The organism is Phenylobacterium sp. (genome assembly GCF_035944335.1).
Taxonomy (GTDB): domain Bacteria; phylum Pseudomonadota; class Alphaproteobacteria; order Caulobacterales; family Caulobacteraceae; genus Phenylobacterium.
In genome coordinates this window covers 63,177-87,428 of sequence record NZ_DASZBG010000080.1, presented here as the reverse complement: position 1 = coordinate 87,428, position 24,252 = coordinate 63,177, and the positions used below count along the sequence as shown (strand labels likewise).

The window sequence follows — 24,252 nt, the reverse complement described above, 5'->3', positions numbered from 1 at the left end:
GAGCCGAGTGGCCGGGGTTATAGGCGCCGCGTCCGGCGATGACAACCGCGTCAGGGGCGTAAAAACGCCGGGAGTTTCGAGCGCGCCGCGGCCAGCAAAACGGCGAGGCGTCCCGGGCGTGGGCCGCGCGTGCGCAATCCCATCTTCGGATCGCTCTCCAGGGCCGCGGTGGCGCGCCGTTCCAGCTTGCCCCAGCCGACCCGCGCGCCGTTCAGCGCCGCGTCCAGCGAGCGCACCACCACCGAATACATCAGCTGGCGGTAGCCGAACCGCTGGACCGGCATCCACAGGATGTCGCCCCAGGGCGCGCGGCGCTCCAGGGCCATCCCCAGCGCGCCGGCCGACAGGTCGAGGAAGATGAACGCCGCCCAGTAGGCGAGCGGCCGGATCAGGTCGTCGGGCGACCACTCCTGCGGATGCCAGGCCCAGCTGTAGGCCGAGGAGATCAGGCTCCAAATGATCGCCAGGTCGACCAGGGGCGCGATGGCGGTGAGCAGGATCTGGAACATCCAGATCTGCGGCAGGGCGACGAAGCCCAGCACCGGATGCTTCAGGTCGAACAGGCCGGCGCGGTGCTTCCAGATGCACTGCAGGGTGCCGAACGACCAGCGGAAGCGCTGCTTGAGGAGCCCCGCCACCGTCTCCGGCGCCTCGGTGTAGGCGCGCGCATCGGGATCGAACTCTACCCGCCAGCCGGCCCGTTGCGCGGCCAGCGTCAGGTCCTGGTCTTCGGCGAGGGTGTCGGCCGGATAGCCGCCGAGCGCCTCCAGGGCCGAGGTCCGCCAGGCGCCCACGGCGCCCGGCACCACGGTCACCGCGCCCAAGGCGGCCAGGGCCCGGCGCTCCAGGTTCTGGGCGGTGACATATTCCAGCGCCTGCCAGCGGGTGATCAGGTTGTTGCGGTTGCCCACCAAAGCGTTGCCGGCCACCGCCCCGACCCGCGGATCGACGAACCATCGGGCGAGCTTGGGAATGGTGTCGGGCGGGAACAGGGTGTCGGCGTCCAGCGCCACGATCACCTCGCCCTTGGCCTCGGCCATGCCGCGGTTGAGCGCCCGCGCCTTGCCGCCGTTCTCGAAGGTCATCAGTCGCACGCGCGCCTCGCCGGCGAAGGCTTCGCGGACCACCTGCGAGGTGCCGTCCTTGCTGCCGTCGTCGAGCACCAGCACCTCCAGCCGGTCCCAGTGGGAGGCCAGGATCCGCCGCACCGAGGCGACGATCACCTTCTCCTCGTTGAAGCAGGGGATCAGCACACTGACCCAGGGGCCCGTCGCCGGGTCCAGGTCCTCCGGCCGGCGCCGCGAAAGCCAGGCTCGGTGCAGGACGGCGAGCGGCGCCAGGAACAGCAGGCGCAGCACACCCAGCGCGATCGCCGCGATGAACAGGGTGGAGAGGATCATCTCCACGTCGTGGAAGAAGCCGAAGCCCAGCCGGTCGAGCATCAGCTCCACGTTCGAGCGCGTGGTCGGCGGCATGGCCTGCTCGGGCGTCATGCCCGCCAGTTCCGCGACGGTCACCAGCCGGTAGCCGTGCGCGCGGATGGCGTCGATCAGGGCGGGCAGGGCGGCCACCGTGCGGCTGCGATCGCCGCCGGAGTCGTGCAGCAGCACCACCTGGCCGGGACGCACCGTGTCCTGCAGGCGCGCGAGGGTGGTGTCGATAATGTGCTGCGGCTCCGGCTTCTTCCAGTCGTCCGGGTCGATGCGCAGGCCCACCGATAGGTAGCCCTGGGCCTGGGCCTGCAGGATCGGCGCGACCTCGCGCGGAGTGGACGGCTCGGCGTCGCCGAAGAACGGCGGCCGGAACAGGCGCGTCGAACGCCCGGTGATGGTCTCGAACAGCCGCTGGGTCGCGGTCAGCTCCACCGTCGTCTGGGCGGCGGGGATTTCGGCGATGTTCGGGTGAGTCCAGGAGTGGCCGCCCACGTCATGTCCCTCGGCGACCTCGCGGGCCACCAGGTCGGGGAAGCGCTGCATGTTCTTGCCGATGACGAAGAAGGTCGCCGGCGCGTGCTTCTCCTTCAGGATGTCGAGGATCTTCGGCGTCCAGCGCCCGTCGGGCCCATCGTCGAAAGTCAGCGCCACGAGGCCGGGATGGAAGCCGTAGCGCTGGATCACGTAGGAGGTCGGTAGGGCGTCGTAGGTCTCGCCGGAGATCAGGCCGGTGTCCGGGTCGAACTCCAGCCCACGGTGACCGGGCCGCGGCACGTCGGACACATGCAGCACCTCGCCCTGGCCGTCGAAGTTGACGTCCTGGCCCGGCTGCAGGACGTCCAGGCCCTGGGGGCTCGCCTGGCCGAAGCCGTGGCGCAGCAGCTTCCAGATCAACTGGTCCTCGCCGCCCATCCGCCACAGGGCGTAGCCCATGGGCCGGAAGCCATCGGCGACCTTGATCTGATTGAAGAGGGTCGAGGCGTCGAGGAACCACACCGTGTGGCGTCGGCCGTCCGCGTCATAGTCGAAGTGCGGATTGAGCTCGGTGTCGTCCATGATCGGCTGGGCGCCGCTATCGTGGGCGATCTGGGTGGCCTCGTTGAAGGTCACCGCCTCCGCCTTGCCCGGGTCGGCGCCCTTGGGCAGGGTCCAGTCGTAGCCATAGGCGCCCAGCGCCAGCACCGTGCGGGCGGGATCGAGCTCGGCCATGCGGCCCTCCAGCTCGTGCTCGAACCATTGCTGGCCGGCCGCCGGGCCTGCGGCCCCGGTGCCCCAATGCTGGTCGTAGGCCATCAGCACCACGGCGTCGGCGGCGGCGGCGAGCTGCTTCAGGGGCCAGCTCTCGTCGGCGAACGGCGCGGTGACCCAGACTTCGCGGCCCAGCGGCTTCAGCGCCGCGCGCGCCTCGGCCACCAGCGAGGGATAGGCCTGGGCCGCGGTCGGCGAAAGGTTCTCGAGATCGAAGACGTAGCCGGCGTAACCGCGCTTCGGCGCCAGGTCGACGAGGTTCTGGATCAGCCGCTTGCGCGCCACCGGATCGAGCACGACGGCGTCGGCCGCCGGGCCGTTGAACACCCCGTCCTTGGCGTTGTGGATGCCGGGCAGGATCGACGGCGGCTTCTTGGCCGAGCCGATGATGGCGCGGGCCTGCGCGTCGGAGGTGATCTCCAGCTCGCCCTTGGAGCCGGCGAGCGCGAGCCACTGCGGCGACACGACGTCCAGCTGGTCGACATGGTCGCGCAGGGATTCGCGGCTGTTCTCGTCCCACGAGACATAGAAGCCCACCGCCAGCGGGCGGGCCGGGCCGCCGGTCGCGACGTTGCGGGGGTGGGGGATCTTGGTCCACTCCCGCCGCCCCTTCAGGTGCTTGGTGTTCTCCTGGTGCAGGGCCTGCAGGACGCGCGGGTCCTTGAGCGTCAGGCCGGGCAGGCGCGGGGCGACGGCCAGCGTCGCGAAGAAGGCCGCGACCATCAGGGCGGCGATGGCCAGCATCGCGCCGCCGGACAGACGGACCAGGCGCTGGCGGCGCCCCGTCGGATCGTGGAAAATCAGCTCGGCCATGACGCCTGGAATAACCCCAGTTGCGGCGCGGGCATATGGGCCTCGACGGCGTCAAAAGCTAGGCGCGGCTCGACCGTGGCGCACTGGGATGACGCCGCCGCCATCGCGTGGCCTCAGCAGAGCGTGGCGCGCCTTGCGACATCGTGCCGCCACGCCAGGGAAGCTGCGGTTGACAGGGCAGGGCGCGACACTTCTCCTCCGGGCTCAGACCGCGACGCACCCCTTGCGTGGCGGCCGACCTGCCGGAGCGAAGGCGAGCGTGCAGCAGAGCTTGGCGGACAACCCGTCCGAACCTCACGCCTCGCCGGGCGAGGCGGCCGGTGCGCCGCGTCCGAACCCGATCACCTGGCCGCTGGTGCTCCGGGTGCTCGGGGTGGGCGCCGCGGTCGCCACCTTCCTCAGCCTGTTCGGCCCGTTCAGCGTCCCCCTGCGCGAGGCGGTGGTCAGGACCACGCTATATTTCGCCTACAGCTGGCTGGGATCGTTGCTGGGTCTGGCGGGCGCCCGCATCGCTTGGCGCCTCGGCCTCTGGCCGCGCGGGCCCATCGTGGTGGGTCTCGCCACCGGCCTGATCATGGCGCCGCCCATGACGCTGGTGGTCTGGCTGAGCCATATGCTGGCCGACGGTCGGCCTCCGCCCGCGGCGATCTTGCCGAACATCCTGTGGGACGTGGTCCTGGTCTGCGTCGGCGCCTCGGTGGTGGCGATGTTCGCGAGCTGGCGGCGCCGCCAGCTCTCGACGGTCGCCGCCCCGCCCAAGTTCCTCGACCGCCTGCCGCTGAAGTTGCGCGGCGCCGAGGTCTGGGCCGTCGAGGCGGAGGACCACTACCTGCGCTTGCACACCTCGCGGGGCCAGGACCTGATCCTCATGCGCCTCTCCGACGCGGTCGCCGAGCTGGAGGGCCTCGAAGGCGCCCAGGTGCACCGCTCCTGGTGGGTGGCCCGCGACGCGATCGCTCAGGCGGAGCGCGGCGACGGCCGGGCGACCCTGACCCTGAAGGACGGCGCGGAGGTCCCGGTCAGCCGCACCTACGCCCGCATGCTGCGCGAGAAGAACTGGATCTAGGCGGGCTTCCTGGCCTGCCACTGCGCCCGGCTCTGCCCCCAGATGCCCACCGGATGGTCGTCGTAGGGGGCCGGCAGCCAGTCCTCGCGCAGGTAGGCCGACCCCAACCGCTTCGCCACCTTCTGCGAGTTGAGGTTCTCCGGCTCGATGCAGTGGATCACCTCGTCCCAGCCGAGCACGTCGAAGACGTAGTCGATGGCCGCCGTGGCGCCCTCCGAGGCGTAGCCCTTGCCCCAGCAGTCGCGAACGATGCCCCAGCCCACCTCCGTGCCCGGCCAGCCCTCGGGCTGCCAGGGGCCCAGCCGCCCCACCCAGCGGCCGGTGGCCTTCTCGATCACCGAGAACATCGAATGGCCGCGGATCGCCCAGGCCCCCGTCACGCTGCAGATGCCGCGCCAGGCGACCGCGCGCGGCTGCACGCCGCCCAGGTGGCGCATGGTGTCCTCGTCGGCGGCGAACACCGCCCAGGCCTCGAAGTCCTCCGCGGCCGGCGGCCGCAGGATGAGACGATCGGTCTCTAGCTTAGGTTCTGGCGCGGCCATGGCTTTTCTGGCTTAACTTGGGGCGGGAGAGAGATCGACGCTCCGCCAGCTTAGCCGTGGGGACGGCTGGCCGGCCAGGACTTCGAGACGCCGAGGGACCTGCGTTGGGGAGAGTTTGCCCATGGTCCGAGACGAACACGACGACACCGCCGCCTCTCGCCCGCGCGCCGCGACCGGGCGCATCGCGCTGTTCACCGGCGTGGCCGGCGCCTGCGTGTTCGGCGCGGCGCTCGGCCTGTGGGCCCGCCCGTCGGACCTCGAGCGCCCCGGCGCGGCAAGGCCGGCCCCCGCGGTCGTCACCCCTGTCTCCACCGGCCGCCGCATCCCCATCGTGGTCGACGACGCCCCCGCGCCGATCGGCACGCCGATGGACGTGCTCTCCCAGTCCCCGCCCCGCCCGGCCGTGATCCCCAGGCGCGCCGAGGCGCCCGACCGGGTCCGGCCCGTCGCGCCCGATCCCCAGCTCCTGGCCCCGAGCCGCCCGCCCAGCGGCCTGGTGCGCGTCGACGCCCCGGCGCCCGGGCCCATGGCCGCGGTTGCGCGCAAGGCGCCGCCCATCGCCGCGCCCGTCATCGCCGTGGCGCCGAAGCCGATCGCGCCCAAGATCGATCGGGCCAAGCTGCAGCAGGCCAAGCTGGAGGCCGCCCAGGCCCACGCCGCCAAGCTGGCGGAAGCGAAGGCCGAACGCGCCCAGGAGGCCGCCGACCGGCGCGCCGAAGCCCGCGCCGAGGCCAGGGCCGAAGCCAAGACCGAGAAGCTCGCCCAACAGAAGGCCCGCCGCGACCGGGCCAAGGCCCATCAGATCGAACTCGCCGAAGCCAAGGCCGTGGCCGACGCCAAGGCCCGGCAGCGGCACGGCATCCTCGCCCTGCTCGCCAAGCTCGCGCCGCATCACGCCAGGCCCGAGCCCGAGGTCCACGCCGACGCCCGGCCCGACCGGCGCCACAAGACCGCCCACGAGACGGCCCGTGAGATCCGGCTGGCCAAGGCCTCGCCCAGGTCGCACCCGCCGCGCGGCGAGCCCTCGGCAGCGCCCTTGATGGCGCGCGGCGCCGGCCCGATCCGGGTGGCCAATGTCACCACCCGCTGCGCCTCTCCCGATCCCGGCGAGGCCCTGGCCTGTGGCGATCCCGCCCTGGGCGCGGCGCAGCGGCGCCTGACGCGGGCCTATGCCGAAGCGGAAGCCGCCGGCGTGCCCAGCTCCACCCTGGAGCAGCAGCAGACCCGCTGGCGCGCGGCGCGTGCGGCGGCGGCCCGCGAGGCGCCCTGGGCGGTTCGCGAGGTCTATCAGGCCCGCATCGCGGAACTGCAGGACCTGACCCGCAACGCCAAGGGCGAATAGACCGCGAGCGCCACTGTCTGCAACGACGAGGCCGTCGAAGGGGTTAGACCTGCAAGGGACCGCAGGAAAGACATCCGCAATGCCCACCGACCGATCCGGCGAACCTTGGCCGGAGACGACCTACCACGGGTTTGCCGGCGGCCCGCCGCCGCCGCGTCGGCGGTTGCCGCGAATGACGGGTCGCAACCTGGCGATCGGGGCCGGCGTCGCCATCGCGGCGGGCCTGGCCTTCGGCCTGTGGGCGCGGCCGGACCTGGGCAAGGATCCCACCGCCGCCGCCGAGCGCACCGCGCCGCCGGTGCCCATCGAGATCGGCAAGCCTGCGCCGGAAGCCCTCGGCTCGGCCGGCAAGCTGGAGGTTCTGTCGCCCGACCAGGCGGCGGCCGCCCGCGCCAATAGCGCCGCGCCGCCCGCCTACATCCCCGCGCCCCCGCCGCCGCTGCCGCAGGTCACGGGCCCGTCGTCCCAGACCAGCTATGGCCAGCCGGCCCCGCCGCCCGCGATCCAGCAGGCGCCGACCCGCGCCGGCTTGGATTGTTCGGGCGCCCGCAGCCCGGCGGAGGCCATGGTTTGCCAGGATCCGGACCTGGCGGCGGCGGATCGCGAGATGTCTCGCGCCTACCGGCGGGTCCTGCAGTCGGGCGCCGTCCCGCCTGGGCAGGTGCGCGCCGACCAGCGCGACTGGCTTTCCATTCGCGAAGACGCGGCGCGCCACTCCCGCCGCGCGGTGGCGCAGATCTATCAGCAGCGCATCGATGAGCTGAACGCCATGGCCGACGGCCGCGACGAGGGCGACGGACCGGGGAACTAGGCCAGCAGCTCCTTCACCGTCTCGCGCTCGGAGACCAGCTCGTCGTTGGTGATCTTGATCTTCGACTTGGCGAAGTCGTCCATCTGGTAGCTGTCGATGACCTCATAGCCGGTGGCCGTCGAGCGCACCGGCATGCCGGCCCAGACGCCCTCGGCGAAGCCGTAGCGGCCTTCGGAATTCACCGCGACCGAATGCACCTTGCCAGGCGTGGTCAGGTCGCGGACGTGGTCGGTCAGGGCGTTGGCGGCCGAGGCCGCAGATGACTGGCCGCGCGCCTCGATGATCGCCGCGCCGCGCTTGCCGACCGTCGGCAGGTATTCGGTCTCCAGCCACGCCCGGTCGTTGATCACATCGGCCGCCGCCTTGCCGCCGATCTTGGCGTGGGTGAAGTCGGCGAACATGGTCGGCGAATGGTTGCCGTAGATGAACAGGTCCGAGACCTCGTCGATGGCGACGCCGGCCTTGCGGGCCAGGAGCGAGCGGCCGCGGTTCTCGTCCAGCCGCACCATGGCGGTGAAGCGGTCCTTCGGCAGGCGCTTGGCCTGGTTGGCGGCGATCATGACGTTGGTGTTGCAGGGGTTGCCGACCACCGCGATGCGGGCGTCATCGGCGGCCACCGCGTCGATCGACTTTCCCTGGGCGATGAAGATCTTGCCGTTGTCCTTCAGCAGGTCGGCGCGCTCCATGCCCGGGCCGCGCGGCTTGGAGCCGACCAGCAGACACCAGTTCGCGTCCTTGAAGGCGACGTCGGCCTCGCCGGTCAGCACCATGTCGGTGAGCAGCGGGAAGGCGCAGTCCTCCAGCTCCATGGCGACGCCCTTCAGCGCCTTCTGCGGGCCTTCCACCGGAATCTCCAGGAGCTGCAGGATCAGCGGCTGGTCCTTGCCGAACATCTCGCCCGAGGCGATGCGGAACAACAGGGCGTAGCCGATATTGCCGGCCGCGCCGGTCACCGCCACGCGGATCGGCTGCTTGGTGGCCATGATGCTGCTCCTTCGAGAGGTCTGAGAGGTCTATGGGAGGTGGCGGGTGCGTAGCCCAGCGGCCCGCACGCCGCAATGCCGCAAAGCTCACGATGCCCGCGCCCAGCTTGGCGGCGACCCCGGTTCGTGGTGAAGCGGGGCATGACCGCGATCGACCCCGCCTTCGTCGCGACCTCCGAGCCGCTCGGGGATCTGGCGCTCTGCCACGCCCGGCTGCAGGCCGACGCCCGCTATCCCTGGATCGTGCTGATCCCGCGCGTCGCGGCCGCCCGGGAGCTGGAGGACCTGTCGCCCGACCAGCGGCGCCTCTTGATGGACGAGGTGCTGGCCGCCGGCCACGCGGCGCGCGCCGTCGGCCTGGCGCTGCAGCGCCCGGTGGAGAAGCTCAACGTCGGCCAGCTCGGCAACCTGACTCCGCAGTTGCACGTCCACGTCGTCGGCCGTCGCCGCGACGATCCCGCCTGGCCCGGTCCGGTCTGGGGGTTTGGCTCGGCCGCCGCCTACGCCTTGGACGAACTCGCTACGGCCATCGCCGCGGCGAAGCTCTCGCTCGGCCTCTAGCGGCTGCGCCGGAGCGCCACGTCGAACAGCTCGTCACCCCGCCACAGCTTGCCGCTCCAGCGCCCGTCCGGTCCGGCGTGCACGGTGAGGCGGAAGACCAGGCCGTCGGCGCGCCGGAAGCTCAGGTCCAGCGAGTCGCCGGAGGCGGCGACCGGATCGATCAATCCGGAGGCGCTGGCGCTCAGGCCGCCGAGCAGGTCGCGCCAGGCGCCTTCCACCTGGCCCTTGCCCTTGTCGACCAACTGCAGCTGCAGCAGGTCGCGGCCGCGGGCGCTCGCGGTCCAGCCGCCGTCGAGCCGGCCCTGGAAGGACTCCGCCGCGGCGAAGGACTGCCGCACGCGGCTGTCATAGGCCTCCGTCGAGGCGTTGGGATTGATCCGCGCGCCCGGTGCGGCCGGAGCGGGCGGCTCGGCGGCGGCGTCGGGCTCGCCCTGGGGCGGCTCCTGGGTTGGCGGCGGGGTCCCTTGCGGGGCCGGCTGGGCCAGGGCCGCGCCGGTCCAGGACATGAGCGCCAGGGCGAGCAGGGCGGCGCGCATCACGTCACCCGCTCGGCGATGGCGTCGGCGACGGCGATCAGCCGTTCCGCCTGGCCCAGATGCAGCCGCTCGACCATCCGGCCCTCCACCTTGATCACGCCGGCCCGCGCGTTCTCCGGGGCGGCGTAGGCCGCGACCACGGTCCGCGCCCAGGCGACCTCCTCGGCGGCCGGCGCGAAAGCGGCGTTGGCGGTCTCCAGATGACTCGGATGGATCAGGCTCTTGCCGTCGAACCCCAATGACTGGCCCTGCGCGCACTCGGCCGCCAGGCCCTCCAGGTTCGGGATGTCGTTGTAGACGCCGTCGAGGATCGCCAGGCCGTGGGCGCGGGCGGCCATGACGGCGAGCGCCAGCGCCGGGCGCAACGGTGCGCGATCCGGGCCCGGCGTGCAGCGCATCTCCTTGACCAGGTCGTTGCCGCCGATCACCCAGACGTCCACTCCATGCGCCCGGCTCGCCGCCCCCAGGGCGTCCAACCGGAAGATCGCCTGGCAGGTTTCGATCATGGCCCACAGCCGGGTGCGGCCCCGCACCGCGCCGGCGCAGGCCGCCAGGTCCTCCGGCGAGGAGACCTTGGGCAGCAGGATGGCGTCGGGGCCGGCCGCGGCGGCGGCCTCCAGGTCCGCGTCGCCCCAAGGCGTATCGCGCCCGTTGATCCGCACCACCACCTCGCGCGGGCCGAACCCGCCGGTCCGCACCGCCGCGGCCGCCAGGCTCCGGGCCTCGACCTTGGCGTCGGGGGCCATGGAATCCTCCAGGTCGAGGATCACCGCGTCGGCCGGCAGGGTCTTCGCCTTCTCGATCGCCCGCGCGTTGCCGGCCGGCATGTAGAGGGCGCTTCGGCGCGGGCGAGGGGCGGTCATCGGGTTACCGTGGCGCATTGGAGGCCGCTCAGGTTAGCCGCTACAGTGGTCCCATGACCACACGCTACGACCCCTCGGCCCGCAATGTGCTCGGCGGTGTGCTGGAGCCCTGCTCGCTCGATCCCCTGACCGGCTTCTTCCGCAACGGCTGCTGCGAGACGAGCCACGAGGATGTCGGCATGCACACGGTCTGCGCGGTGATGACCGCCGAGTTCCTGACCTTCTCCAAGGCCGCCGGCAACGACCTCTCGACCCCGCGCCTCGATCTCGGCTTCGAGGGCCTGCAGCCGGGCGACCGCTGGTGCCTCTGCGCGCCACGCTGGAAGGAGGCGCTGGACGCCGGCGCCGCGCCCCAGGTGGTGCTCGAGGCGACCCACGAGGAGACCCTGGCCATCGTCCCCCTCGGAATCCTCAAGGACCACGCGGTCCCGGCTTAGGTCAGAGCAAATACTCCGCCTCCAGCCGGTAGACGGAGCCCTCCTTGGTCGGGTGGCTGGAATAGAGCCCGAAGCGGTCGATCCAGACCGGCGGGGACTTCAGGAGGTTGTTGGCCTGGATCCAGGCGGCGACCTCGGCCGGGTCGGGGTGGCGCAGGTAGGCCAGCGTCACGTGCGGCCGGTAGTGGCGGCTCTCGGCCTTCAGCCCCGCGCGCCGCGCGGCGGTCTCGCAGGCCCTGGCCAGCCGCGCCAACGCCGGCGTCTCGACCACGCCCGCCCAGATCGCGTGGATGTCGCGCCCCTCGCCGAACGCCCCGGCGCCGGCCAGCTGCAGCTCGAACCCGCCGCCGCCCACGATCGAGAGCTCGCTGTCGAGGTCGCGGGCCACGTCCTCGCGCACGCCGCCGAAGAACCTCAGCGTCACGTGCAGCGCCTCGGGCGGACGCCAGCGGGCGGTGTCCACGCCGGTCTGGCGGCGGACCAGGCCGGCGGCGATCTCCGGCGGGAGCGCCAGGGCGGCGAACAGTCGGATCATCGGTCCCATCTCGTCTCGTAGGTCCCGCCCCGGAAGGCGAACAACCCTGCAAACTATAGGGCCTTGCTTCCGCCTCACGCGGACCCGATATTTCGTATGCGTCCGACTTGGACGTTCGAATCAGAGGGCTATGCCTCAAATGAGCGACTTCAACCGCGGCTATGCGCGCCCGATCCCGACGGATCGCGCCGACATGTCGGTTGATGCGGGTCTCCGCAGCTTCATGCTCGGCGTCTACAACAAAATGGCGCTGGGCCTCCTCCTGTCAGCGGGCCTCGCCTGGCTGACCGGATCCTTCGCACCCGTCCGGGACATGATGTTCACCGTGGCCAATGGCCGGGTGGGCTACAGCGTCCTGGGCATGGTCGTGGCCTTTGCGCCGCTGGTCGTGCTGCTGTTCTCCGGCTTCGCGATCAAGAACCAGACCCCGCGCACCGCCAACATCACCTATTGGGCCGTCGTCAGCCTGATCGGCGCGTCCTTCGGCGTGCTGGTCCTGCGCTACACCGGCGCCTCCATCGCCTCGACCTTCCTGATCACCGCCACCGCCTTCGGGAGCCTCAGCCTGGTGGGCTACACCACCAAGCGCGACCTGACCGGCTTCGGCAGCTTCCTGATCATGGGCCTGTGGGGGCTGATCATCGCCTCGCTCGTGGGCATGTTCTGGCACCCGGCAGGGTTCAGCCTGATCATCAGCGTGCTGGGCGTGCTGATCTTCGCGGGCCTCACCGCCTACAACACCCAGCAACTGAAGATGACCTACTACCAGCTCGGCGGGAATGAGGCCGGCATGTCGGTGGCGACCAGCTATGGGGCGCTCAGCCTCTACCTGGACTTCATCAACCTGTTCCAGTTCCTGCTGGCGATCTTCGGCAACCGCCGCTAGCGCACAGCCGAACGCCTGAAACGAACGAGCCCCGGCGGGACACCGCCGGGGCTTTTTCTTGCCCTTCCCGTTCACGGGAAGGGGGGACCGCACGCCGACGCCTGCGCGAGCAGGCGGAAGAGCGGGTGGTGGGAAGGGCGAGGGTTCTGCAGTGCGCTTGGCTCGCCCTCTCCACCATCGGCTCTTCGCTGCGCTCGGCCGACGGTCCCCCTCTCCCGCTTCGCGGGAAAGGAAGAGCTACTCCACCACGCGGAATCGGCCGCGGTCGAAGAAGCGAAGCACCTGCTCCAGCTCGTGGCCGCGGCGCAGGATCAGGCCGCCCTGGCCGATCACCGCCCAGGCGCCCTGCTTGCGGGCCAGGCTGGGGCGTTTCTCGATGCGATAGAGCGGCGCTTCGGAATGGCGCTTGAAGACCGAGAACACCGCGGCCTCCCGTAGGCCGTCGATGCCGTAGTCGCGCCATTCGCCGGCGGCGACCATGCGGCCGTAGAGGTTCAGCAGCCGGTCGAGCTCGCGTCGCTCGAAGAATACCTGCGCCGCGCCCGGTGAGCCGGGGCGCGGCGCGGACTGCTGAGGCGGATCGAAAGCCATCTGAGGGTGAGCCTAGACTCGAATCCGGGGTTCGCGGAAGAGGCCGTGAGCCGGCTCCGACGCCGCAGGCGCGGGCTTGCAGACCCGACACCAACGGCCCCGCCGCGCCGTGAAATGACCTTATTTCGGGCACGCGCGCGCCTGATCGGGCCCCCAGATTGGCAGGGTCGGTTGATCGGAACTGTTCGGTCTTGGATCCTGAACAGCCCCCCCAGCCCCCCTGGATCGACAGCCCGGTCGACCGACGCACATATCTCCCAAAGCGCGAGCCCGCGCGGCCCCTCTCTCCAGGCCGCGCGGGCCTTCCGCGTCTTGCGTCATCCCGGAAGCGGCGAAGCAGCTATCCGGGACCCCCAGCTCCGGATGATCGGGGGATCGCGGCGGCCTCGCCCGCGCCGTCGATTGAAGGATCGGGCGCGAGGGGTCCCGGTCTTTGGCTTTCAGCCAAAACCGGGATGACAGCTATTTGGACTTCGCCTGCGCGACGCCCAGGATGCGGCCGCCGTGCGCGGCCTGCACCAGGATCACGCTCTTCAGCCCCTCTTCCGAGGCCGCCGGCAGCCGGAAGCTCACCGGCCTGCCCTTCCAGGCGCCCAGGCGCTTGACCTCGCGCACCACGTTCTTCTGGACGATGGTCTGGCCCTTGTTGTCGCCGCTCTTGACGGCCACGTCCTGCTCGCGCGGGTCATAGCGGACCAGCCACACCTCGGACCCGCCCTTGGGCGCCTTGGCCGAGCCGACATCGATGCGCTTGCCGCCGGAGATGAAGCGGATGTCGGGCGGATCGTGCGGCGCCTTGGCGGCTTCGGCGACCAGCTTGTCGACCCGCTCGGTCTTGATCGCGGTGGCCTGCACGCGGCCGTCGATCACCACCTGGGGCGTATAGGGCTCGCGCAGCGACAGCTTGGCCACATAGGCCTTCTGGCGGTCGGCGAACTCCGGCTTGGCGAAGGTGTCCGACCAGCCGAGATAGTCCCAGTAGTCCACCGGGAAGGTCAGCACGAGGGTCGCCGGGCGCTCGGCGAGCTTGGCCACATAGGCATTGGCCTCTCCGCAGGCGCCGCAGCCCTGGGCCGTGTAGAGCTCCACCACCACCGGAGTCCTGGCGGGCGGCCGGGCGGCCGCAACCGCTGGCCAAAGGGCGAGCGGGCCGGCGAGGAGCGAGAAGAGAAGCGCGGCTTTCCGCATCGCGGCGCACTTAACCGGAGTTCCTGACGGGGTCACTTTCAACAAGGTGTGAGTGGCAGCGGGCGACCCGTTCATGCAAGCCGCCCGCCCCTCAAGCCCTTAGGCCGCCTGCCGCGCGAGGTTGCGCAGCACGTAGTTGAGGACGCCGCCGTTCCTGAAGTACTCGAGCTCGGTCGGCGTATCGATGCGGCAGCGCACCGGGAAGCGCGCGATCCGGCCGTCGGACGGGCGGTAGAGCTCGACGATCAGCTGTTTGCGCGGACTGAGGTCGCCGAGGCCGCGGATCGAGACGATCTCCTCGCCGGTCAGGCCCAGCTTGTGCCATCCTTCCTGGAGGAACTGCAGCGGCAGCACGCCCATGCCCACCAGGTTCGAGCGGTGGATGCGCTCGAAGCTCTCGGCGATCACCGCCCGCACGCCCAGCAGCTTGGTGCCCTTGGCCGCCCAGTCGCGCGACGAGCCGGTGCCGTATTCCTTGCCCGCGAACACCACCAGCTGCCGTCCCTCGGCCTGGTAGCGCATGGCCGCGTCGTAGATCGACATGACCTCGCCGGACGGGAAGTGCTTGGTCACCCCGCCTTCGATGTCGGGGGTGATGCGGTTGCGGATGCGGATATTGGCGAAGGTGCCCCGCATCATGATCTCGTGGTTGCCGCGGCGTGCGCCGTAGGAGTTGAACTCCGACTGCGGCACCTGGTGCTCCCTGAGATAGACCCCGGCCGGCGAGGTGGCCTTGATCGAACCCGCCGGCGAGATGTGGTCGGTGGTGATCGAGTCGCCGAACACGCCCAGCACGCGCGCCTCGATGACATCCTTCACCGGGGCCGGCTCCATCTGCATCCCCTCGAAGTACGGGGGGTTCTGGACGTAGGTGGAGCCCATTTCCCAGGCGTAGGTCTGGCCGCCGGTGATCTTGATCCCCTGCCAGGCCTTGTCGCCCTTGAAGACGTCGCCGTAGCGGGTCGCGAACATCTTCTCCGTGACGTGCTTGCGTTGCAGGGCGGCGATCTCGTCGGAGGCCGGCCAGATGTCCTTGAGGTACACGGGCTTGCCGTCCTTGCCCTCGCCCAGCGGCTCGTTGACCAGGTCGATCTGCATGGAGCCAGCCAGCGCATAGGCCACCACCAGCGGCGGCGAGGCCAGGTAGTTGGCGCGCGTGTCGGGGTTGATCCGGCCCTCGAAATTGCGGTTGCCGGAGAGCACGCTGACCGCCACCAGGTCGTTCTTGGTGATCGCGTCGGAGACCGGCTCGGGGAGCGGGCCGGAGTTGCCGATGCAGGTGGTGCAGCCATAGCCCACCAGGTTGAAGCCCAGCGCGTCCAGGTGCTTGGTCAGGCCCGCGGCCTTCAGATAGTCGGTGACCACCTGTGATCCCGGCGCCAGGGAGGTCTTCACCCAAGGCTTCACTTTCAAACCCTTCTCGACGGCCTTCTTGGCCACCAGGCCCGCGGCGATCAGCACGCTGGGGTTGGAGGTGTTGGTGCAGGAGGTGATGGCGGCGATCACCACGTCGCCGTTGCCGAGGTCGAAGTTCTCGCCCTCGACCTTCACGCGCTGGCCCGAGCCTTCGCCCTTGCCGAACTCGCCGGCCAGGGCCTCCTTGAACTCACGGCTGGCGTCGCTGAGCAGCACCCGGTCCTGCGGCCGCTTGGGGCCGGCGAGCGATGGCAACACCCCGCCGAGTTCGAGCTGCAGCGTGTCGGAGAACACCGGGTCCGGATCGGCCGGATCGCGCCAGATGCCCTGCTCCTTGGCATAGGCCTCGACCAGCGCCACCCGGGCCTTGTCGCGATTGGTGGCCTTCAGATAGTCGATGGTCGACTGGGTGACGGGGAAGAAGCCGCAGGTGGCGCCGTACTCCGGCGCCATGTTGGCGATGGTCGCCTGGTCCTCGATGGTCAGGAAGGCGAGGCCGGGGCCGTAGAATTCCACGAACTTGCCGACCACGCCCTTCTTGCGCAGCATCTGGGTGACGGTGAGCACCAGATCGGTGGCCGTCGCGCCCTCCGGCAGCTTGCCGTCCAGGCGGAAGCCCACGACCTCGGGGATCAACATTGGGATCGGCTGGCCGAGGATGGCGGCCTCGGCCTCGATGCCGCCCACGCCCCAACCCAGCACCGAGAGGCCGTTGACCATGGTGGTGTGGCTGTCGGTGCCGACGACGGTGTCGGGGTACGCGGTCGTCACGCCGTCCGCGTCATTGGTCCAGACGGTCTGGGCCAGGTACTCGAGGTTCACCTGGTGGCAGATCCCGGTGCCGGGCGGCACGACGCGGAAGTTGTTGAAGGCCGAGGAGCCCCAGCGCAGGAAGCGGTAGCGCTCCATGTTGCGCTCGTACTCGCGCTCGACGTTCTCGCCGAAGGCCTTGGCGTTGCCGAAGTAGTCGACCATCACCGAGTGGTCGATGACCAGGTCCACCGGGTTCAGCGGATTGATCTTCTCCGGGTTGGCGCCCAGCGTGGTCATGGCGTCGCGCATGGCGGCCAGGTCGACGACGGCCGGCACGCCGGTAAAATCCTGCATCAGCACGCGGGCCGGGCGGAAGCTGATCTCGTGTTCGACGCCGCCCTTGTTGTCGATCCAGGCCGCGATCGCGCGCAGGTCATCCTCGCCGACCGACTGGCCGTCTTCGTTGCGCAGCAGGTTCTCCAGCAGCACCTTCATCGAGATCGGCAGGCGCGAGACGCCCGAAAGTCCGGCTTCCTCGGCGGCCCGAAGGCTGTAGTAAGCATAGGTCTTGTCGCCCACCACGAGCTCGCGGCGGGTTTTCAGGCTGTCGACTGACGCCATCTTGGGGGATCCTTCTTCTGTTCCCGGCCACACCAGGATCGACCCAGGGATCGCGCGCTTTTAGAGGCGGAAACACAGGTTCCGGCTCCGCGCGGCGTACGTCCCCCGAGGCGACGGCGGCCGGGCGCTTCATAGGCCGAACCGTTCGCCTCGTCCATGCACGGGCAGGTTGGCTTCCATACCCGCAAGGTCTGGCTCGCCGGCCCGGCGAGACGCCCCGATGATCGCCGGCCTTTCCCTGCGCAATCTGAGCGTTCGCCGCGGCGGCCGGCTGCTGTTCGAGGACCTGTCGCTGGCGCTGGCCGCGGGCGAGGCCTGCGCGCTCATCGGGCCCAACGGGTCGGGCAAGACCAGCCTGCTGCGCGCCGTCGCGGGCCTCGTGCGGCCCGAGGCCGGCGAGATCGGCTTCGACGGGGCCGAGCCCGAGGCCGCGCGGGGGCAAGGCGTCCATTTCATCGGCCACCATGACGGGCTGAAGCCGGCTCGCACGGCGCTGGAGGAACTGCGCTTCTGGACCCGGTGGAGCGGCGGGGCGGAGGTCGATGCGCGCGCCGCGGCGCAGACCCTGGAACTGGTCCCGCTGCTCGACCTCGAGGTCCGTAGGCTGTCGGCCGGCCAGCGGCGGCGCCTCGCGCTGGCCCGGCTGATCGCGGCCCCGCGGCCGCTGTGGCTGCTGGACGAGCCGCTGAGCCCGCTCGACGCCCGCTGGCGCGGCCGGTTTGCCGAGATCATGGCCGACCATCTGCGCCGCAAGGGGCTGATCCTGGCCGCCGTGCACGACCCGCTGCCGGGCGCGACACGAACGCTGGAGATCCCGGCTTGACCCTCCTTTGCCAAGGCTTCGGAGGGTACATCCTTCTGACAGGGCAAGTCCTGCGCAGCTCCGTCAGGAGCGAAGCCGGATGAGCCCGCTTCGCGCCCTCTTCCGCCGCGAGGTGGCGCTGGCCTGGGGCCGCGGCGGCGGACCGCTGGTGACGGTGGGCTTCTACGCCGGCGTCGCCACCCTCCTGCCGCTCGCCATCGGGCCGGAAGCCCAGCGGCTGGCGTCGGTCGCCACGGGCGCGGCCTGGGTCGCGCTGGCGCTCGCGTCTCTGTTGTCGCTCGACCGGCTGTTCGAGCGCGACTACGAGGACGGCGCCCTGGACCTGCTGACGCTCTCGGCCACGCCGCTGGAGCTGACCTGCGCGGTCAAGTGCCTGGGCCAGTGGATCGCCACCGGGGCGCCCCTGGCGCTGGCCGCCCCCATCGCCGCCATTGCACTGGGCGCCGAGGTGCGGCTGGCGCCCCTGATCTTCGCCTGCGCCCTGGCCGGCGGCCTGGCCTTCGCCTTCATCGGCGGCATCGGGGCGGCGTTGGCCCTGGGCGCCCGGCGCGGCGGCCTGCTGACCGCAGTGATCGTCCTGCCGCTGTTCACCCCGCCGGTGATCTTCGGCGGCGGCGCGCTGGCGGCCTATGGCTCGGGGCTGCCATGGCAGGCGGGCATGGCCCTGCTCGGCGCCTATGCCGCCGCGGCCGTGGCGCTCGGACCCATCGCCATGGCGGCGGCCTGCCGCAACGCGCTGTCGTGACCCTCTGCGACGGAACGTAGATCGCTCGCCGTGCAAGGCGCAGGGACGTCAAAAGGACCACCGATGAAACTCGCTTCTATCTCCATGGCCGCCGCGCTCGCGATCTGCGCCGGCTCCGCCAGCTTCGCCCAACCCGCGCCGCCGCCCGCCGGCTCGCACGCCGAGGGCCACCACTGGCAGCGCCCCGACCCCGCCCAGATGGCCGAGCGCCACGCCCAGCACCTGCGCGACGCCCTGCAACTGCGTCCCGATCAGGAGCCGGCGCTGCGAGCCCTGGTCGCCGCCATGCAGCCGCCCGCGGGCGAGCGCGAGCACATGCGCAAGGACCACGAGGAAGGCGCCGGGCTCTCCACGCCGCAGCGGCTCGACCGCATGGCCGCCCGCATCGCCGAGCACGAGGCGCGCTTCCGTCAGCACGCTGACGCGGTGAAGCGCTTCTACGCCCAGCTCTCGCCGGCCCAGCAGAAGGCCTTCGACGCCATGCCCATGAAGATGGGACACGGCGAGCACCAGCACGGCATGGGTGGCGAACATCACGGCCTGCATGGCGGACCCGAAGGCCACGACCACGGCGCGCCGCCGCCGCACGGCGACTGACATTACGAAGGTTTAAGGCGAGGCGCCCGTCCGCGGGCGCCTTTTCGCCCTTTTTGCCGCCGAGCTTCCGGGCTCAGCCATTCATCTGGAGGACGGCGATGTCTCGGCAGTTCAGCATTCTCTTCGCGGGCGCGGCCCTCGCGCTCTGCGCGACGGCCGGCGCGGCGGCCTACGCCGAACAGGCGGCCCCGGCGCCCAGGACCCAGTCCCAGACCATCGTGCGCACGGACACCGACGGGGTGACGCACGAGGTCCGGGTGATCCGCGACGCCTCGGGCAAGGTCACCGTCACCCGCGACGGCAAGACCACCGTGGTCGACCCGCACGAGGCCATGGCCATGGCCATGCGCCACCATCGCGACCCGGCCGAACACCTGCGCAACGCCCTGCAGCTGCGGCCCAACCAGGAAGCCGCCCTGACAGCCTATCTCGCCGCGCTGCATCCGCAGCACAGCGCCATGATGCTTCACGCCGACGACCACGACGGGCCCAAGACCACGCCCGAGCGGCTCGCCGACATGGAGAAGATGCTGGCCGAGCACGACGCCATGGTGAGGGCCCACATCGCCGCCACGCGGACCTTCTACAACCAGCTCGACGCCGGCCAGAAGAAGGCCTTCGACGAGATGGAGGGCGCCGGCCACATGGGCATGATGCAGCAGATACGCTTCGTGCACGCCGTGCCCGGCATGCCGCCGATGCCGCCCATGCCGCTCCCGCCAGTTCCCCCGACGCCGCCGAGCTTCTAGCCGTCCAGATCGCGACAGAGATTGCCGCACGTCGCGGCGGGGGCTAATCGGCGGACATGATCGCGGCCCCCGCCTTCCTGGCCAATCCGGAACGCTTCATGGCGTTCTCGCGCTGGGCCGCGCCCTTGTTCGGCCTGATCGCCGTGGCTCTGGCGGCCGCGGGCCTGTGGCTCGGCTTCACCGCGCCGGAGGACTACCAGCAGGGCGCCACGGTGCGGATCATGTTCATCCACGTGCCGGCGGCGATCATGTCGATGTTGGTCTATGGCTGCCTGGGCGTGGCCAGCCTGCTGGCGCTGGTGTTCCGACACGTGCTGGCCGACTGCGCGGCCCAGGCCGCCGCCTTCCTCGGGACCGGCTTCACCTTCCTGGCCCTGGTCACCGGCTCGCTCTGGGGGCGGCCCATGTGGGGCGCCTGGTGGGTGTGGGATGCGCGCCTGACCTCGGTCTTGGTGCTGTTCCTCTTCTACATCGCCTATCTGGCGCTCAGGGCCTCCATCGACGACGAGGCCAAGGGGGCGCGCGCCGCGGCGATCCTGGCGCTGGTGGGCCTGGTGAACCTGCCCATCGTCCACTTCAGCGTCTATTGGTGGAACAGCCTGCACCAGGGTTCGACCATGCTGACCCCCGGCGCCCTGGCCCCGGTCTATGCCGCGCCGCTCTATCTGATGCTGGTGGCCTATCTGGCGGGCTTCGGGTCGCTGTGGCTGATCCGCATCCGCGGCGAGGTCTGGCGCCGCCGCGCCGAGGCCGCGGCGCTGCGCGTGGCGAGGGCTTGAGCATGGTTGGCAAGTACGCGGCGTTCATCTGGCCCGCCTATGGCGTCACGGCGCTCACCTTCGCGATCATGATCGCCGCCTCGCTGGCCCACGCCCGGCGCTGGAAGCGACGCGCCGAGGACCTGGCCCGCAAATGAGCCTCCGCGCATGACCAGGTGGCTGCCCTTCCTGCCGCTGGTCGTGCTGGCGGCGCTCGGCCTGCTGTTCGGCCTCTTCGCCCTGAACCACAATCCACACGTCGAGCCGCACGCCATGGTCGGCAAGCCGCTCCCCGACGTGACGCTCGCCTCGCTCGACGACGGCCGGCCGGTGAAGCTGCGCGACCTCGCCAGGGACGGCCCGGTGGTGATCAACTTCTTCGCCTCCTGGTGCGCGCCCTGCGAGATCGAGGCGCCGGTGCTGATGCAGATGAAGGCCGGCAAGGTCCGGATGGTCGGCGTCGCCTACAAGGACGCGCCGGAGAACACCCAGGGCTTCCTGAACCGGCTCGGCGATCCCTTCGCCCAGCGCCTGGTGGACCGCGACGGCCGGGCCGGCATCGAGTTCGGGGTGACCGGCGTGCCGGAAACCTATCTGGTCGGCGCCAATGGCGTGATCCTCGACAAGCACACCGGGCCGCTGGAGCCCGCCGACGCCAAGGCGCTCGCGGCGCGGGCGTTAACCGGCCGTTGAGACGCGGCGCGGCAAGCTCGCATTAACCATGTTGTCCCGGCTTCCCGCATGACCGCGATCCGTCCCCAGGCCTTCCCGCCGCTGCAGGGACCAACCAGCGCGCCGCGCGCCGATCAGGCCAAGCTCGCCGCTCAGAAGGCCTTCTTCGACGCGGCGCTCGGCAAGACCGCAGCGGCCGCGCCGGCGGCCGCCATGGCCAAGCCGGCGCCGGTTGCGGCCCCGCTGCAACGGATTCCCGACGCAGCCGCTGAAAAGCCTGAGAAAATCCTGCGGCCAGGCTCGCTGCTCGACATCCGCGTGTAACCGGCTTCAGCTAAGCCACTGAAACATTAACTATTCTTATTGCGGAACAGGCCCTCCGCCCGGGGGTTCTTCCAGGCATGAAAAACCGTGATCAAAGGATCCAGGACGAAGCCGCAGCCCTTTGGCGCGAGCTGTTCGGCGAGCCCCCGCCGATCCGCGCCGATGGGCCGACCATGCTCGACGCAATCACCCGCAGCCTGCCGCAGCGCGACTACGACCGCCTCGCCTCACCGCACCTGCGGCCGGCTCAGATCGACCGGCCGCGCGCGTCCGCCAACTCCTGAGGCGCCCGACGCCTAAGGCGTCTCGTCCTTCGCCGGTTCGTCGTCCGGCATGTGTTTCATCATCAGGGGCGCCTGGCTCATGGCGAAGAGGAAGATCAGCACCGCCGTGCCGGGGAACTTGTAGAGCGCCCAGACGCGGTTGGACTGGGTTCGCCAGATCACCTCGTTGGCCGCGGCCAGGGCGAAGAAGAACAGGGCGTAGCGTAGCGTCAGGGTCCGCACGACGGGATCCGGCAGATGGAAGGCCTCGCCCATCAGCGCCTTCAACGGATTCTTCCCGCGCAGCGCGCCGGTGACCAGGAAGGCGCCCAGGGCCGCGTCCAGGATCGTCAGCTTCATCTTGATGATGCGTGGGTCATGGAAATAGATCGTCGCCCCGCCGAAAATCACCCCGAAGATGGCCGTCACCAGCGGGATGGGCGCGAGCCGCCGCTCCAGGGCGAGGCCGACAGCCAGGGCGGCCAGGGAGCCGCCTACCACCGCCCAACTCGCCAGGATCGGCGCCCTGTTCGGATCTGGGTCGCGCACCACCAGCATGGTCACGAGGAAGGCCGCCAGCCCCGCATAGTCGACGAACAGGCGCACCCAGCGCCCCATTTTCGGGCTCATCGCGGCATCTCCGAAAGGCCCACCAGGGAGCGGGCGAAGGCGCGAGGATCGAAGGGCTGCAGGTCGTCGATCTGCTCGCCCACGCCGATCAGCTTGATGGGCGAATCCGACGCCTGGGCCACCGGCACCAGCACCCCGCCGCGCGCGGTGCCGTCGAGCTTGGTCATGACGATGCCGGAGACCCCGATCTGGTTGCCGAAGATGTTCTCCTGGGCCAGCGCATTGCGGCCGACCGTGGCGTCGAGCACCAGCAGGGTCTCGTGTGGCGCCTCGGGGTCCAGCCGCTTGATCACCCGAATGATCTTCAAGAGCTCGTCCATCAGCCCCTGCTTGTTCTGCAGCCGGCCGGCGGTGTCGATCAGCACCACGTCGTAGTTCTCGGCCCGCGCTTTCTCCACGGCGTCGAAGGCCAGGCCCGCGGCGTCGGAATTGGCCGGGCGGCTCATGAAGTCGGCCTTGGCGCGGTCCGCCCAGACCTTCAACTGCTCGACGGCGGCGGCGCGGAAGGTGTCGCCGGCCACCACCATCACCTTGGCGCCGCGCGCGGTCAGGTCGGCGGCGATCTTGCCGAGCGTCGTGGTCTTGCCCGAGCCGTTCACGCCGATGAACAGGACGACGTAGGGCCTGGGACCGGCCAGGGGATCGAAGTGGCCGACCCGGGCGGCGAGCTCGTCGCCGATCGCGGCGGCCAGGGCTTCCTTGATCTCCGCCTCGTCCACGTCCTTGCCGAACTTTTCGGCGGCGAAGCGCTCGGTGATGCGGGCGGCGGAATGCGGGCCGAGGTCGGCCTCGATCAGCATCTCCTCCAGCTCGTCGAGCTTGGCCTGGTCCAGCGGCTCCTTGGCCACGAAGACCTGGGTGATCTGCTCGCCCATCTGCTTGGAGGTGCGGGACAGGCCCGCCGTCAGGCGCTGGAACCAGCCCTTTTTCGGTTCGCTCATGGGGCGGCCTTCTAGCTGGCCGCTTGCGGCGCGTCACGCCTCACCGCAGGGTCTGCGCCGTGGATGTCCTCGCACAGGCCCTTTCGGCGCTCGACTACGCCGCCGTCGCCGTGTTCGGCGCGACCGGGGCGCTGGCCGCCGCGCGGCGCAAGCACGACATCGTCACCTTCGGCTTCTTCGCCGCGGTCACCGGCGTCGGCGGCGGCACCCTGCGCGATCTGCTGATCGGGGCGCCGGTGTTCTGGGTGGCGCGGCCCGCCTACCTCGCCGTCACGCTCGGGGCCGCGGCCGCCATCTGGCTGTTCGGCTGGGGCCGCCGGGGCGAGCGGATTCTCACCTGGCTCGACGCCGTCGGCATGGCCGCCTACGCGGTGGTCGGCGCGCTGAAGGCCTCATCGCTCGGCGCCCCGCCGCTCTCGGCCATCGTCATGGGCGTGCTGACCTCGACCTTTGGCGGCATCATCCGCGACGTGCTGGCCGAGGAGCCGTCGGTGCTGCTCCGGCGCGAGCTCTACGTCACCGCCGCCCTGGTCGGGGCCACGGCCTTCGTGCTGCTGCAGATCGTGGGCGTCGCCATCATCCCGGCCGGCCTTGCGGCCTTCGCGCTCGCCTTCGCGATCCGCGCCGGCGCCATCATCTTCCGCTGGACCCTGCCCGGATTCCCCGGCCGAACGCCGGACTAGGTGGACCCGTCGTCGGGCTGCTGGCGGGAGACCACGCCGGCGAAGGTCCCGGCGGCGTCCTGGCCGGTCTTGGGGTTGGTCCAGGCCGCTAGCTCGCCCAGGTGATCGACGTAGGAGAGTTTCTCGGGAAACAGCAGTTGGGTCGCCGGCGCCGCCTGCTCCGGATCGTCGAGGACGCCGATCATGATCCCCACATGGCCCTTCGATTCGAAGCTGAGCGGCGTGCCGCAGGCGGCGCAGAAGCCGCGCCGCACCGCCTCGGAGCTCTGGAAATAGGCCGGCGGACCCTTGGTCCAGACGAAGCCCTCGGTGTCGACATAGGGGCCAAAGAAGCCGCCGGTCGCCTTCTGGCACATGCGGCAGTGGCAGATGCTGGAGGCGCCCAGCCGCTCGGCCGAGAACCGGATCGCGCCGCACTGGCAGCCGCCGGAATAGCTCATCG

General features: G+C 70.8%; 28 protein-coding genes. 16 read left to right on the top strand and 12 right to left on the bottom strand.

Annotation, left to right across the window (positions count from 1 at the left end):
• Positions 1–50 precede the first annotated feature (50 nt).
• On the bottom strand, positions 51–3,494 hold the full coding sequence (locus VGT80_RS13315) for a glycosyltransferase (RefSeq protein WP_327456565.1): 3,444 nt from the start codon (positions 3,492–3,494) through the stop codon (positions 51–53).
• Between the two features lie 259 nt (positions 3,495–3,753).
• Here VGT80_RS13315 and VGT80_RS18620 point away from each other — a divergent pair, with 259 nt between their 5' ends.
• Positions 3,754–4,560, top strand: a complete 807-nt coding sequence (locus VGT80_RS18620) for a LytTR family DNA-binding domain-containing protein (protein WP_414693911.1) — start codon at positions 3,754–3,756, stop codon at positions 4,558–4,560.
• Here VGT80_RS18620 and VGT80_RS13305 read toward each other — a convergent pair.
• Entirely contained in the window at positions 4,557–5,102 is a 546-nt protein-coding gene (locus tag VGT80_RS13305) for a GNAT family N-acetyltransferase (protein WP_327456563.1), read from the bottom strand. The genes VGT80_RS18620 and VGT80_RS13305 overlap by 4 nt on opposite strands.
• 121 nt (positions 5,103–5,223) lie before the next feature.
• Between VGT80_RS13305 and VGT80_RS13300 the strand changes: the two genes are divergently transcribed.
• Both VGT80_RS13300 and VGT80_RS13295 read left to right on the top strand, forming a co-directional pair.
• Positions 5,224–6,444 (top strand): hypothetical protein, encoded by a 1,221-nt coding sequence (locus VGT80_RS13300; RefSeq protein ID WP_327456562.1) that lies wholly within the window; start codon positions 5,224–5,226, stop codon positions 6,442–6,444.
• A gap of 172 nt (positions 6,445–6,616) precedes the next feature.
• On the top strand, positions 6,617–7,255 hold the full coding sequence (locus VGT80_RS13295) for a lysozyme inhibitor LprI family protein (protein WP_327456560.1): 639 nt from the start codon (positions 6,617–6,619) through the stop codon (positions 7,253–7,255).
• Here the strand turns inward: VGT80_RS13295 and VGT80_RS13290 are convergent.
• A complete protein-coding gene (locus tag VGT80_RS13290; protein ID WP_327456558.1) occupies positions 7,252–8,238 on the bottom strand; it encodes a malate dehydrogenase in 987 nt (328 codons plus the stop codon). The two genes, VGT80_RS13295 and VGT80_RS13290, sit on opposite strands and share 4 nt — an antisense overlap.
• Before the next feature lie 141 nt (positions 8,239–8,379).
• On the opposite strand from VGT80_RS13290, the gene VGT80_RS13285 reads away from it, so the two are divergent.
• On the top strand, positions 8,380–8,799 hold the full coding sequence (locus tag VGT80_RS13285; RefSeq protein ID WP_327456556.1) for an HIT family protein: 420 nt from the start codon (positions 8,380–8,382) through the stop codon (positions 8,797–8,799).
• Here VGT80_RS13285 and VGT80_RS13280 read toward each other — a convergent pair.
• Positions 8,796–9,335 carry a hypothetical protein gene (locus VGT80_RS13280; RefSeq protein ID WP_327456554.1) on the bottom strand — a complete coding sequence of 180 codons (540 nt, stop codon included), beginning with the start codon at positions 9,333–9,335 and terminating at the stop codon, positions 8,796–8,798. The two genes, VGT80_RS13285 and VGT80_RS13280, sit on opposite strands and share 4 nt — an antisense overlap.
• Positions 9,335–10,198 (bottom strand): CoA ester lyase, encoded by an 864-nt coding sequence (locus tag VGT80_RS13275; RefSeq protein ID WP_327456552.1) that lies wholly within the window; start codon positions 10,196–10,198, stop codon positions 9,335–9,337. The genes VGT80_RS13280 and VGT80_RS13275 overlap by 1 nt, the downstream gene beginning before the upstream one ends.
• A gap of 53 nt (positions 10,199–10,251) precedes the next feature.
• Between VGT80_RS13275 and VGT80_RS13270 the strand changes: the two genes are divergently transcribed.
• Entirely contained in the window at positions 10,252–10,635 is a 384-nt protein-coding gene (locus VGT80_RS13270; protein WP_327456550.1) for a DUF2237 domain-containing protein, read from the top strand.
• Position 10,636: 1 nt separating this feature from the next.
• Here VGT80_RS13270 and thpR read toward each other — a convergent pair whose 3' ends face one another.
• On the bottom strand, positions 10,637–11,170 hold the full coding sequence (gene thpR / locus VGT80_RS13265; RefSeq protein WP_327456548.1) for an RNA 2',3'-cyclic phosphodiesterase: 534 nt from the start codon (positions 11,168–11,170) through the stop codon (positions 10,637–10,639).
• Between the two features lie 139 nt (positions 11,171–11,309).
• On the opposite strand from thpR, the gene VGT80_RS13260 reads away from it, so the two are divergent.
• Positions 11,310–12,056 carry a Bax inhibitor-1/YccA family protein gene (locus tag VGT80_RS13260; RefSeq protein ID WP_327456547.1) on the top strand — a complete coding sequence of 249 codons (747 nt, stop codon included), beginning with the start codon at positions 11,310–11,312 and terminating at the stop codon, positions 12,054–12,056.
• 237 nt (positions 12,057–12,293) lie between these two features.
• On the opposite strand, the gene VGT80_RS13255 is transcribed toward VGT80_RS13260, so the two are convergent.
• The 3 genes from VGT80_RS13255 to acnA form a co-directional block, all read right to left on the bottom strand.
• On the bottom strand, positions 12,294–12,647 hold the full coding sequence (locus VGT80_RS13255) for a DUF2794 domain-containing protein (protein WP_327456545.1): 354 nt from the start codon (positions 12,645–12,647) through the stop codon (positions 12,294–12,296).
• A gap of 462 nt (positions 12,648–13,109) precedes the next feature.
• A complete protein-coding gene (locus VGT80_RS13250) occupies positions 13,110–13,736 on the bottom strand; it encodes a DUF1223 domain-containing protein (protein ID WP_327456543.1) in 627 nt (208 codons plus the stop codon).
• 198 nt (positions 13,737–13,934) lie between these two features.
• On the bottom strand, positions 13,935–16,625 hold the full coding sequence (gene acnA / locus VGT80_RS13245) for an aconitate hydratase AcnA (RefSeq protein WP_327456542.1): 2,691 nt from the start codon (positions 16,623–16,625) through the stop codon (positions 13,935–13,937).
• 220 nt (positions 16,626–16,845) lie between these two features.
• Between acnA and ccmA the strand changes: the two genes are divergently transcribed.
• The 9 genes from ccmA (at position 16,846) to VGT80_RS13200 (ending at position 21,577) form a co-directional block, all read left to right on the top strand.
• Positions 16,846–17,448 carry a heme ABC exporter ATP-binding protein CcmA gene (gene ccmA / locus VGT80_RS13240; protein WP_327456541.1) on the top strand — a complete coding sequence of 201 codons (603 nt, stop codon included), beginning with the start codon at positions 16,846–16,848 and terminating at the stop codon, positions 17,446–17,448.
• 79 nt (positions 17,449–17,527) lie between these two features.
• The gene (ccmB, locus tag VGT80_RS13235; protein WP_327456540.1) at positions 17,528–18,193 is read left to right on the top strand and encodes a heme exporter protein CcmB; all 666 of its coding nucleotides are present in this window, start codon (positions 17,528–17,530) and stop codon (positions 18,191–18,193) included.
• A gap of 63 nt (positions 18,194–18,256) precedes the next feature.
• Positions 18,257–18,790 carry a Spy/CpxP family protein refolding chaperone gene (locus VGT80_RS13230; protein ID WP_327456539.1) on the top strand — a complete coding sequence of 178 codons (534 nt, stop codon included), beginning with the start codon at positions 18,257–18,259 and terminating at the stop codon, positions 18,788–18,790.
• A 98-nt stretch (positions 18,791–18,888) separates the two neighbouring features.
• Entirely contained in the window at positions 18,889–19,539 is a 651-nt protein-coding gene (locus VGT80_RS13225) for a Spy/CpxP family protein refolding chaperone (protein WP_327456537.1), read from the top strand.
• A 56-nt stretch (positions 19,540–19,595) separates the two neighbouring features.
• Positions 19,596–20,318, top strand: coding sequence for a heme ABC transporter permease CcmC (gene ccmC, locus VGT80_RS13220; protein WP_327456535.1), 723 nt, complete (start codon positions 19,596–19,598; stop codon positions 20,316–20,318).
• Positions 20,319–20,320: 2 nt separating this feature from the next.
• Entirely contained in the window at positions 20,321–20,455 is a 135-nt protein-coding gene (ccmD, locus tag VGT80_RS13215; RefSeq protein WP_327456533.1) for a heme exporter protein CcmD, read from the top strand.
• Between the two features lie 10 nt (positions 20,456–20,465).
• The gene (locus VGT80_RS13210) at positions 20,466–20,990 is read left to right on the top strand and encodes a DsbE family thiol:disulfide interchange protein (RefSeq protein WP_327456531.1); all 525 of its coding nucleotides are present in this window, start codon (positions 20,466–20,468) and stop codon (positions 20,988–20,990) included.
• Between the two features lie 48 nt (positions 20,991–21,038).
• The gene (locus tag VGT80_RS13205; protein WP_327456529.1) at positions 21,039–21,293 is read left to right on the top strand and encodes a hypothetical protein; all 255 of its coding nucleotides are present in this window, start codon (positions 21,039–21,041) and stop codon (positions 21,291–21,293) included.
• A 77-nt stretch (positions 21,294–21,370) separates the two neighbouring features.
• Positions 21,371–21,577, top strand: coding sequence for a hypothetical protein (locus VGT80_RS13200; RefSeq protein ID WP_327456527.1), 207 nt, complete (start codon positions 21,371–21,373; stop codon positions 21,575–21,577).
• A gap of 12 nt (positions 21,578–21,589) precedes the next feature.
• On the opposite strand, the gene VGT80_RS13195 is transcribed toward VGT80_RS13200, so the two are convergent.
• Together VGT80_RS13195 and ftsY are read right to left on the bottom strand one after the other, a co-directional pair.
• Positions 21,590–22,186: an inner membrane-spanning protein YciB gene (locus tag VGT80_RS13195; protein WP_327456525.1), complete on the bottom strand. Its 597-nt coding sequence runs from the start codon at positions 22,184–22,186 to the stop codon at positions 21,590–21,592.
• On the bottom strand, positions 22,183–23,127 hold the full coding sequence (gene ftsY / locus VGT80_RS13190) for a signal recognition particle-docking protein FtsY (RefSeq protein WP_327456523.1): 945 nt from the start codon (positions 23,125–23,127) through the stop codon (positions 22,183–22,185). Before ftsY ends, VGT80_RS13195 begins: the two co-directional genes overlap by 4 nt.
• Before the next feature lie 59 nt (positions 23,128–23,186).
• On the opposite strand from ftsY, the gene VGT80_RS13185 reads away from it, so the two are divergent.
• The gene (locus VGT80_RS13185) at positions 23,187–23,810 is read left to right on the top strand and encodes a trimeric intracellular cation channel family protein (protein WP_327456521.1); all 624 of its coding nucleotides are present in this window, start codon (positions 23,187–23,189) and stop codon (positions 23,808–23,810) included.
• On the opposite strand, the gene VGT80_RS13180 is transcribed toward VGT80_RS13185, so the two are convergent.
• Entirely contained in the window at positions 23,807–24,250 is a 444-nt protein-coding gene (locus VGT80_RS13180) for a GFA family protein (protein ID WP_327456519.1), read from the bottom strand. The two genes, VGT80_RS13185 and VGT80_RS13180, sit on opposite strands and share 4 nt — an antisense overlap.
• Positions 24,251–24,252 lie beyond the last annotated feature (2 nt).

Excerpts from the sequence above, each read along its gene's own strand:
- VGT80_RS13260 (WP_327456547.1), top strand. The coding sequence starts at position 11,310 with ATGAGCGACTTCAACCGCGGCTATGCGCGCCCGATCCCGACGGATCGC.
- VGT80_RS13205 (WP_327456529.1), top strand. The coding sequence starts at position 21,039 with ATGACCGCGATCCGTCCCCAGGCCTTCCCGCCGCTGCAGGGACCAACC.
- VGT80_RS13270 (WP_327456550.1), top strand. The coding sequence starts at position 10,252 with ATGACCACACGCTACGACCCCTCGGCCCGCAATGTGCTCGGCGGTGTG.
- thpR (WP_327456548.1), bottom strand. The coding sequence starts at position 11,170 with ATGATCCGACTGTTCGCCGCCCTGGCGCTCCCGCCGGAGATCGCCGCC.
- VGT80_RS13195 (WP_327456525.1), bottom strand. The coding sequence starts at position 22,186 with ATGAGCCCGAAAATGGGGCGCTGGGTGCGCCTGTTCGTCGACTATGCG.
- ccmB (WP_327456540.1), top strand. The coding sequence starts at position 17,528 with ATGAGCCCGCTTCGCGCCCTCTTCCGCCGCGAGGTGGCGCTGGCCTGG.
- VGT80_RS13255 (WP_327456545.1), bottom strand. The coding sequence starts at position 12,647 with ATGGCTTTCGATCCGCCTCAGCAGTCCGCGCCGCGCCCCGGCTCACCG.
- ccmD (WP_327456533.1), top strand. The coding sequence starts at position 20,321 with ATGGTTGGCAAGTACGCGGCGTTCATCTGGCCCGCCTATGGCGTCACG.
- ccmA (WP_327456541.1), top strand. The coding sequence starts at position 16,846 with ATGATCGCCGGCCTTTCCCTGCGCAATCTGAGCGTTCGCCGCGGCGGC.
- ccmC (WP_327456535.1), top strand. The coding sequence starts at position 19,596 with ATGATCGCGGCCCCCGCCTTCCTGGCCAATCCGGAACGCTTCATGGCG.
- VGT80_RS13230 (WP_327456539.1), top strand. The coding sequence starts at position 18,257 with ATGAAACTCGCTTCTATCTCCATGGCCGCCGCGCTCGCGATCTGCGCC.
- VGT80_RS13315 (WP_327456565.1), bottom strand. The coding sequence starts at position 3,494 with ATGGCCGAGCTGATTTTCCACGATCCGACGGGGCGCCGCCAGCGCCTG.
- VGT80_RS13275 (WP_327456552.1), bottom strand. The coding sequence starts at position 10,198 with ATGACCGCCCCTCGCCCGCGCCGAAGCGCCCTCTACATGCCGGCCGGC.
- VGT80_RS13180 (WP_327456519.1), bottom strand. The coding sequence starts at position 24,250 with ATGAGCTATTCCGGCGGCTGCCAGTGCGGCGCGATCCGGTTCTCGGCC.
- VGT80_RS13285 (WP_327456556.1), top strand. The coding sequence starts at position 8,380 with ATGACCGCGATCGACCCCGCCTTCGTCGCGACCTCCGAGCCGCTCGGG.
- VGT80_RS13290 (WP_327456558.1), bottom strand. The coding sequence starts at position 8,238 with ATGGCCACCAAGCAGCCGATCCGCGTGGCGGTGACCGGCGCGGCCGGC.
- VGT80_RS13225 (WP_327456537.1), top strand. The coding sequence starts at position 18,889 with ATGTCTCGGCAGTTCAGCATTCTCTTCGCGGGCGCGGCCCTCGCGCTC.
- ftsY (WP_327456523.1), bottom strand. The coding sequence starts at position 23,127 with ATGAGCGAACCGAAAAAGGGCTGGTTCCAGCGCCTGACGGCGGGCCTG.
- acnA (WP_327456542.1), bottom strand. The coding sequence starts at position 16,625 with ATGGCGTCAGTCGACAGCCTGAAAACCCGCCGCGAGCTCGTGGTGGGC.
- VGT80_RS13280 (WP_327456554.1), bottom strand. The coding sequence starts at position 9,335 with ATGCGCGCCGCCCTGCTCGCCCTGGCGCTCATGTCCTGGACCGGCGCG.
- VGT80_RS13305 (WP_327456563.1), bottom strand. The coding sequence starts at position 5,102 with ATGGCCGCGCCAGAACCTAAGCTAGAGACCGATCGTCTCATCCTGCGG.
- VGT80_RS13295 (WP_327456560.1), top strand. The coding sequence starts at position 6,617 with ATGACGGGTCGCAACCTGGCGATCGGGGCCGGCGTCGCCATCGCGGCG.
- VGT80_RS13200 (WP_327456527.1), top strand. The coding sequence starts at position 21,371 with ATGAAAAACCGTGATCAAAGGATCCAGGACGAAGCCGCAGCCCTTTGG.
- VGT80_RS13300 (WP_327456562.1), top strand. The coding sequence starts at position 5,224 with ATGGTCCGAGACGAACACGACGACACCGCCGCCTCTCGCCCGCGCGCC.
- VGT80_RS13210 (WP_327456531.1), top strand. The coding sequence starts at position 20,466 with ATGACCAGGTGGCTGCCCTTCCTGCCGCTGGTCGTGCTGGCGGCGCTC.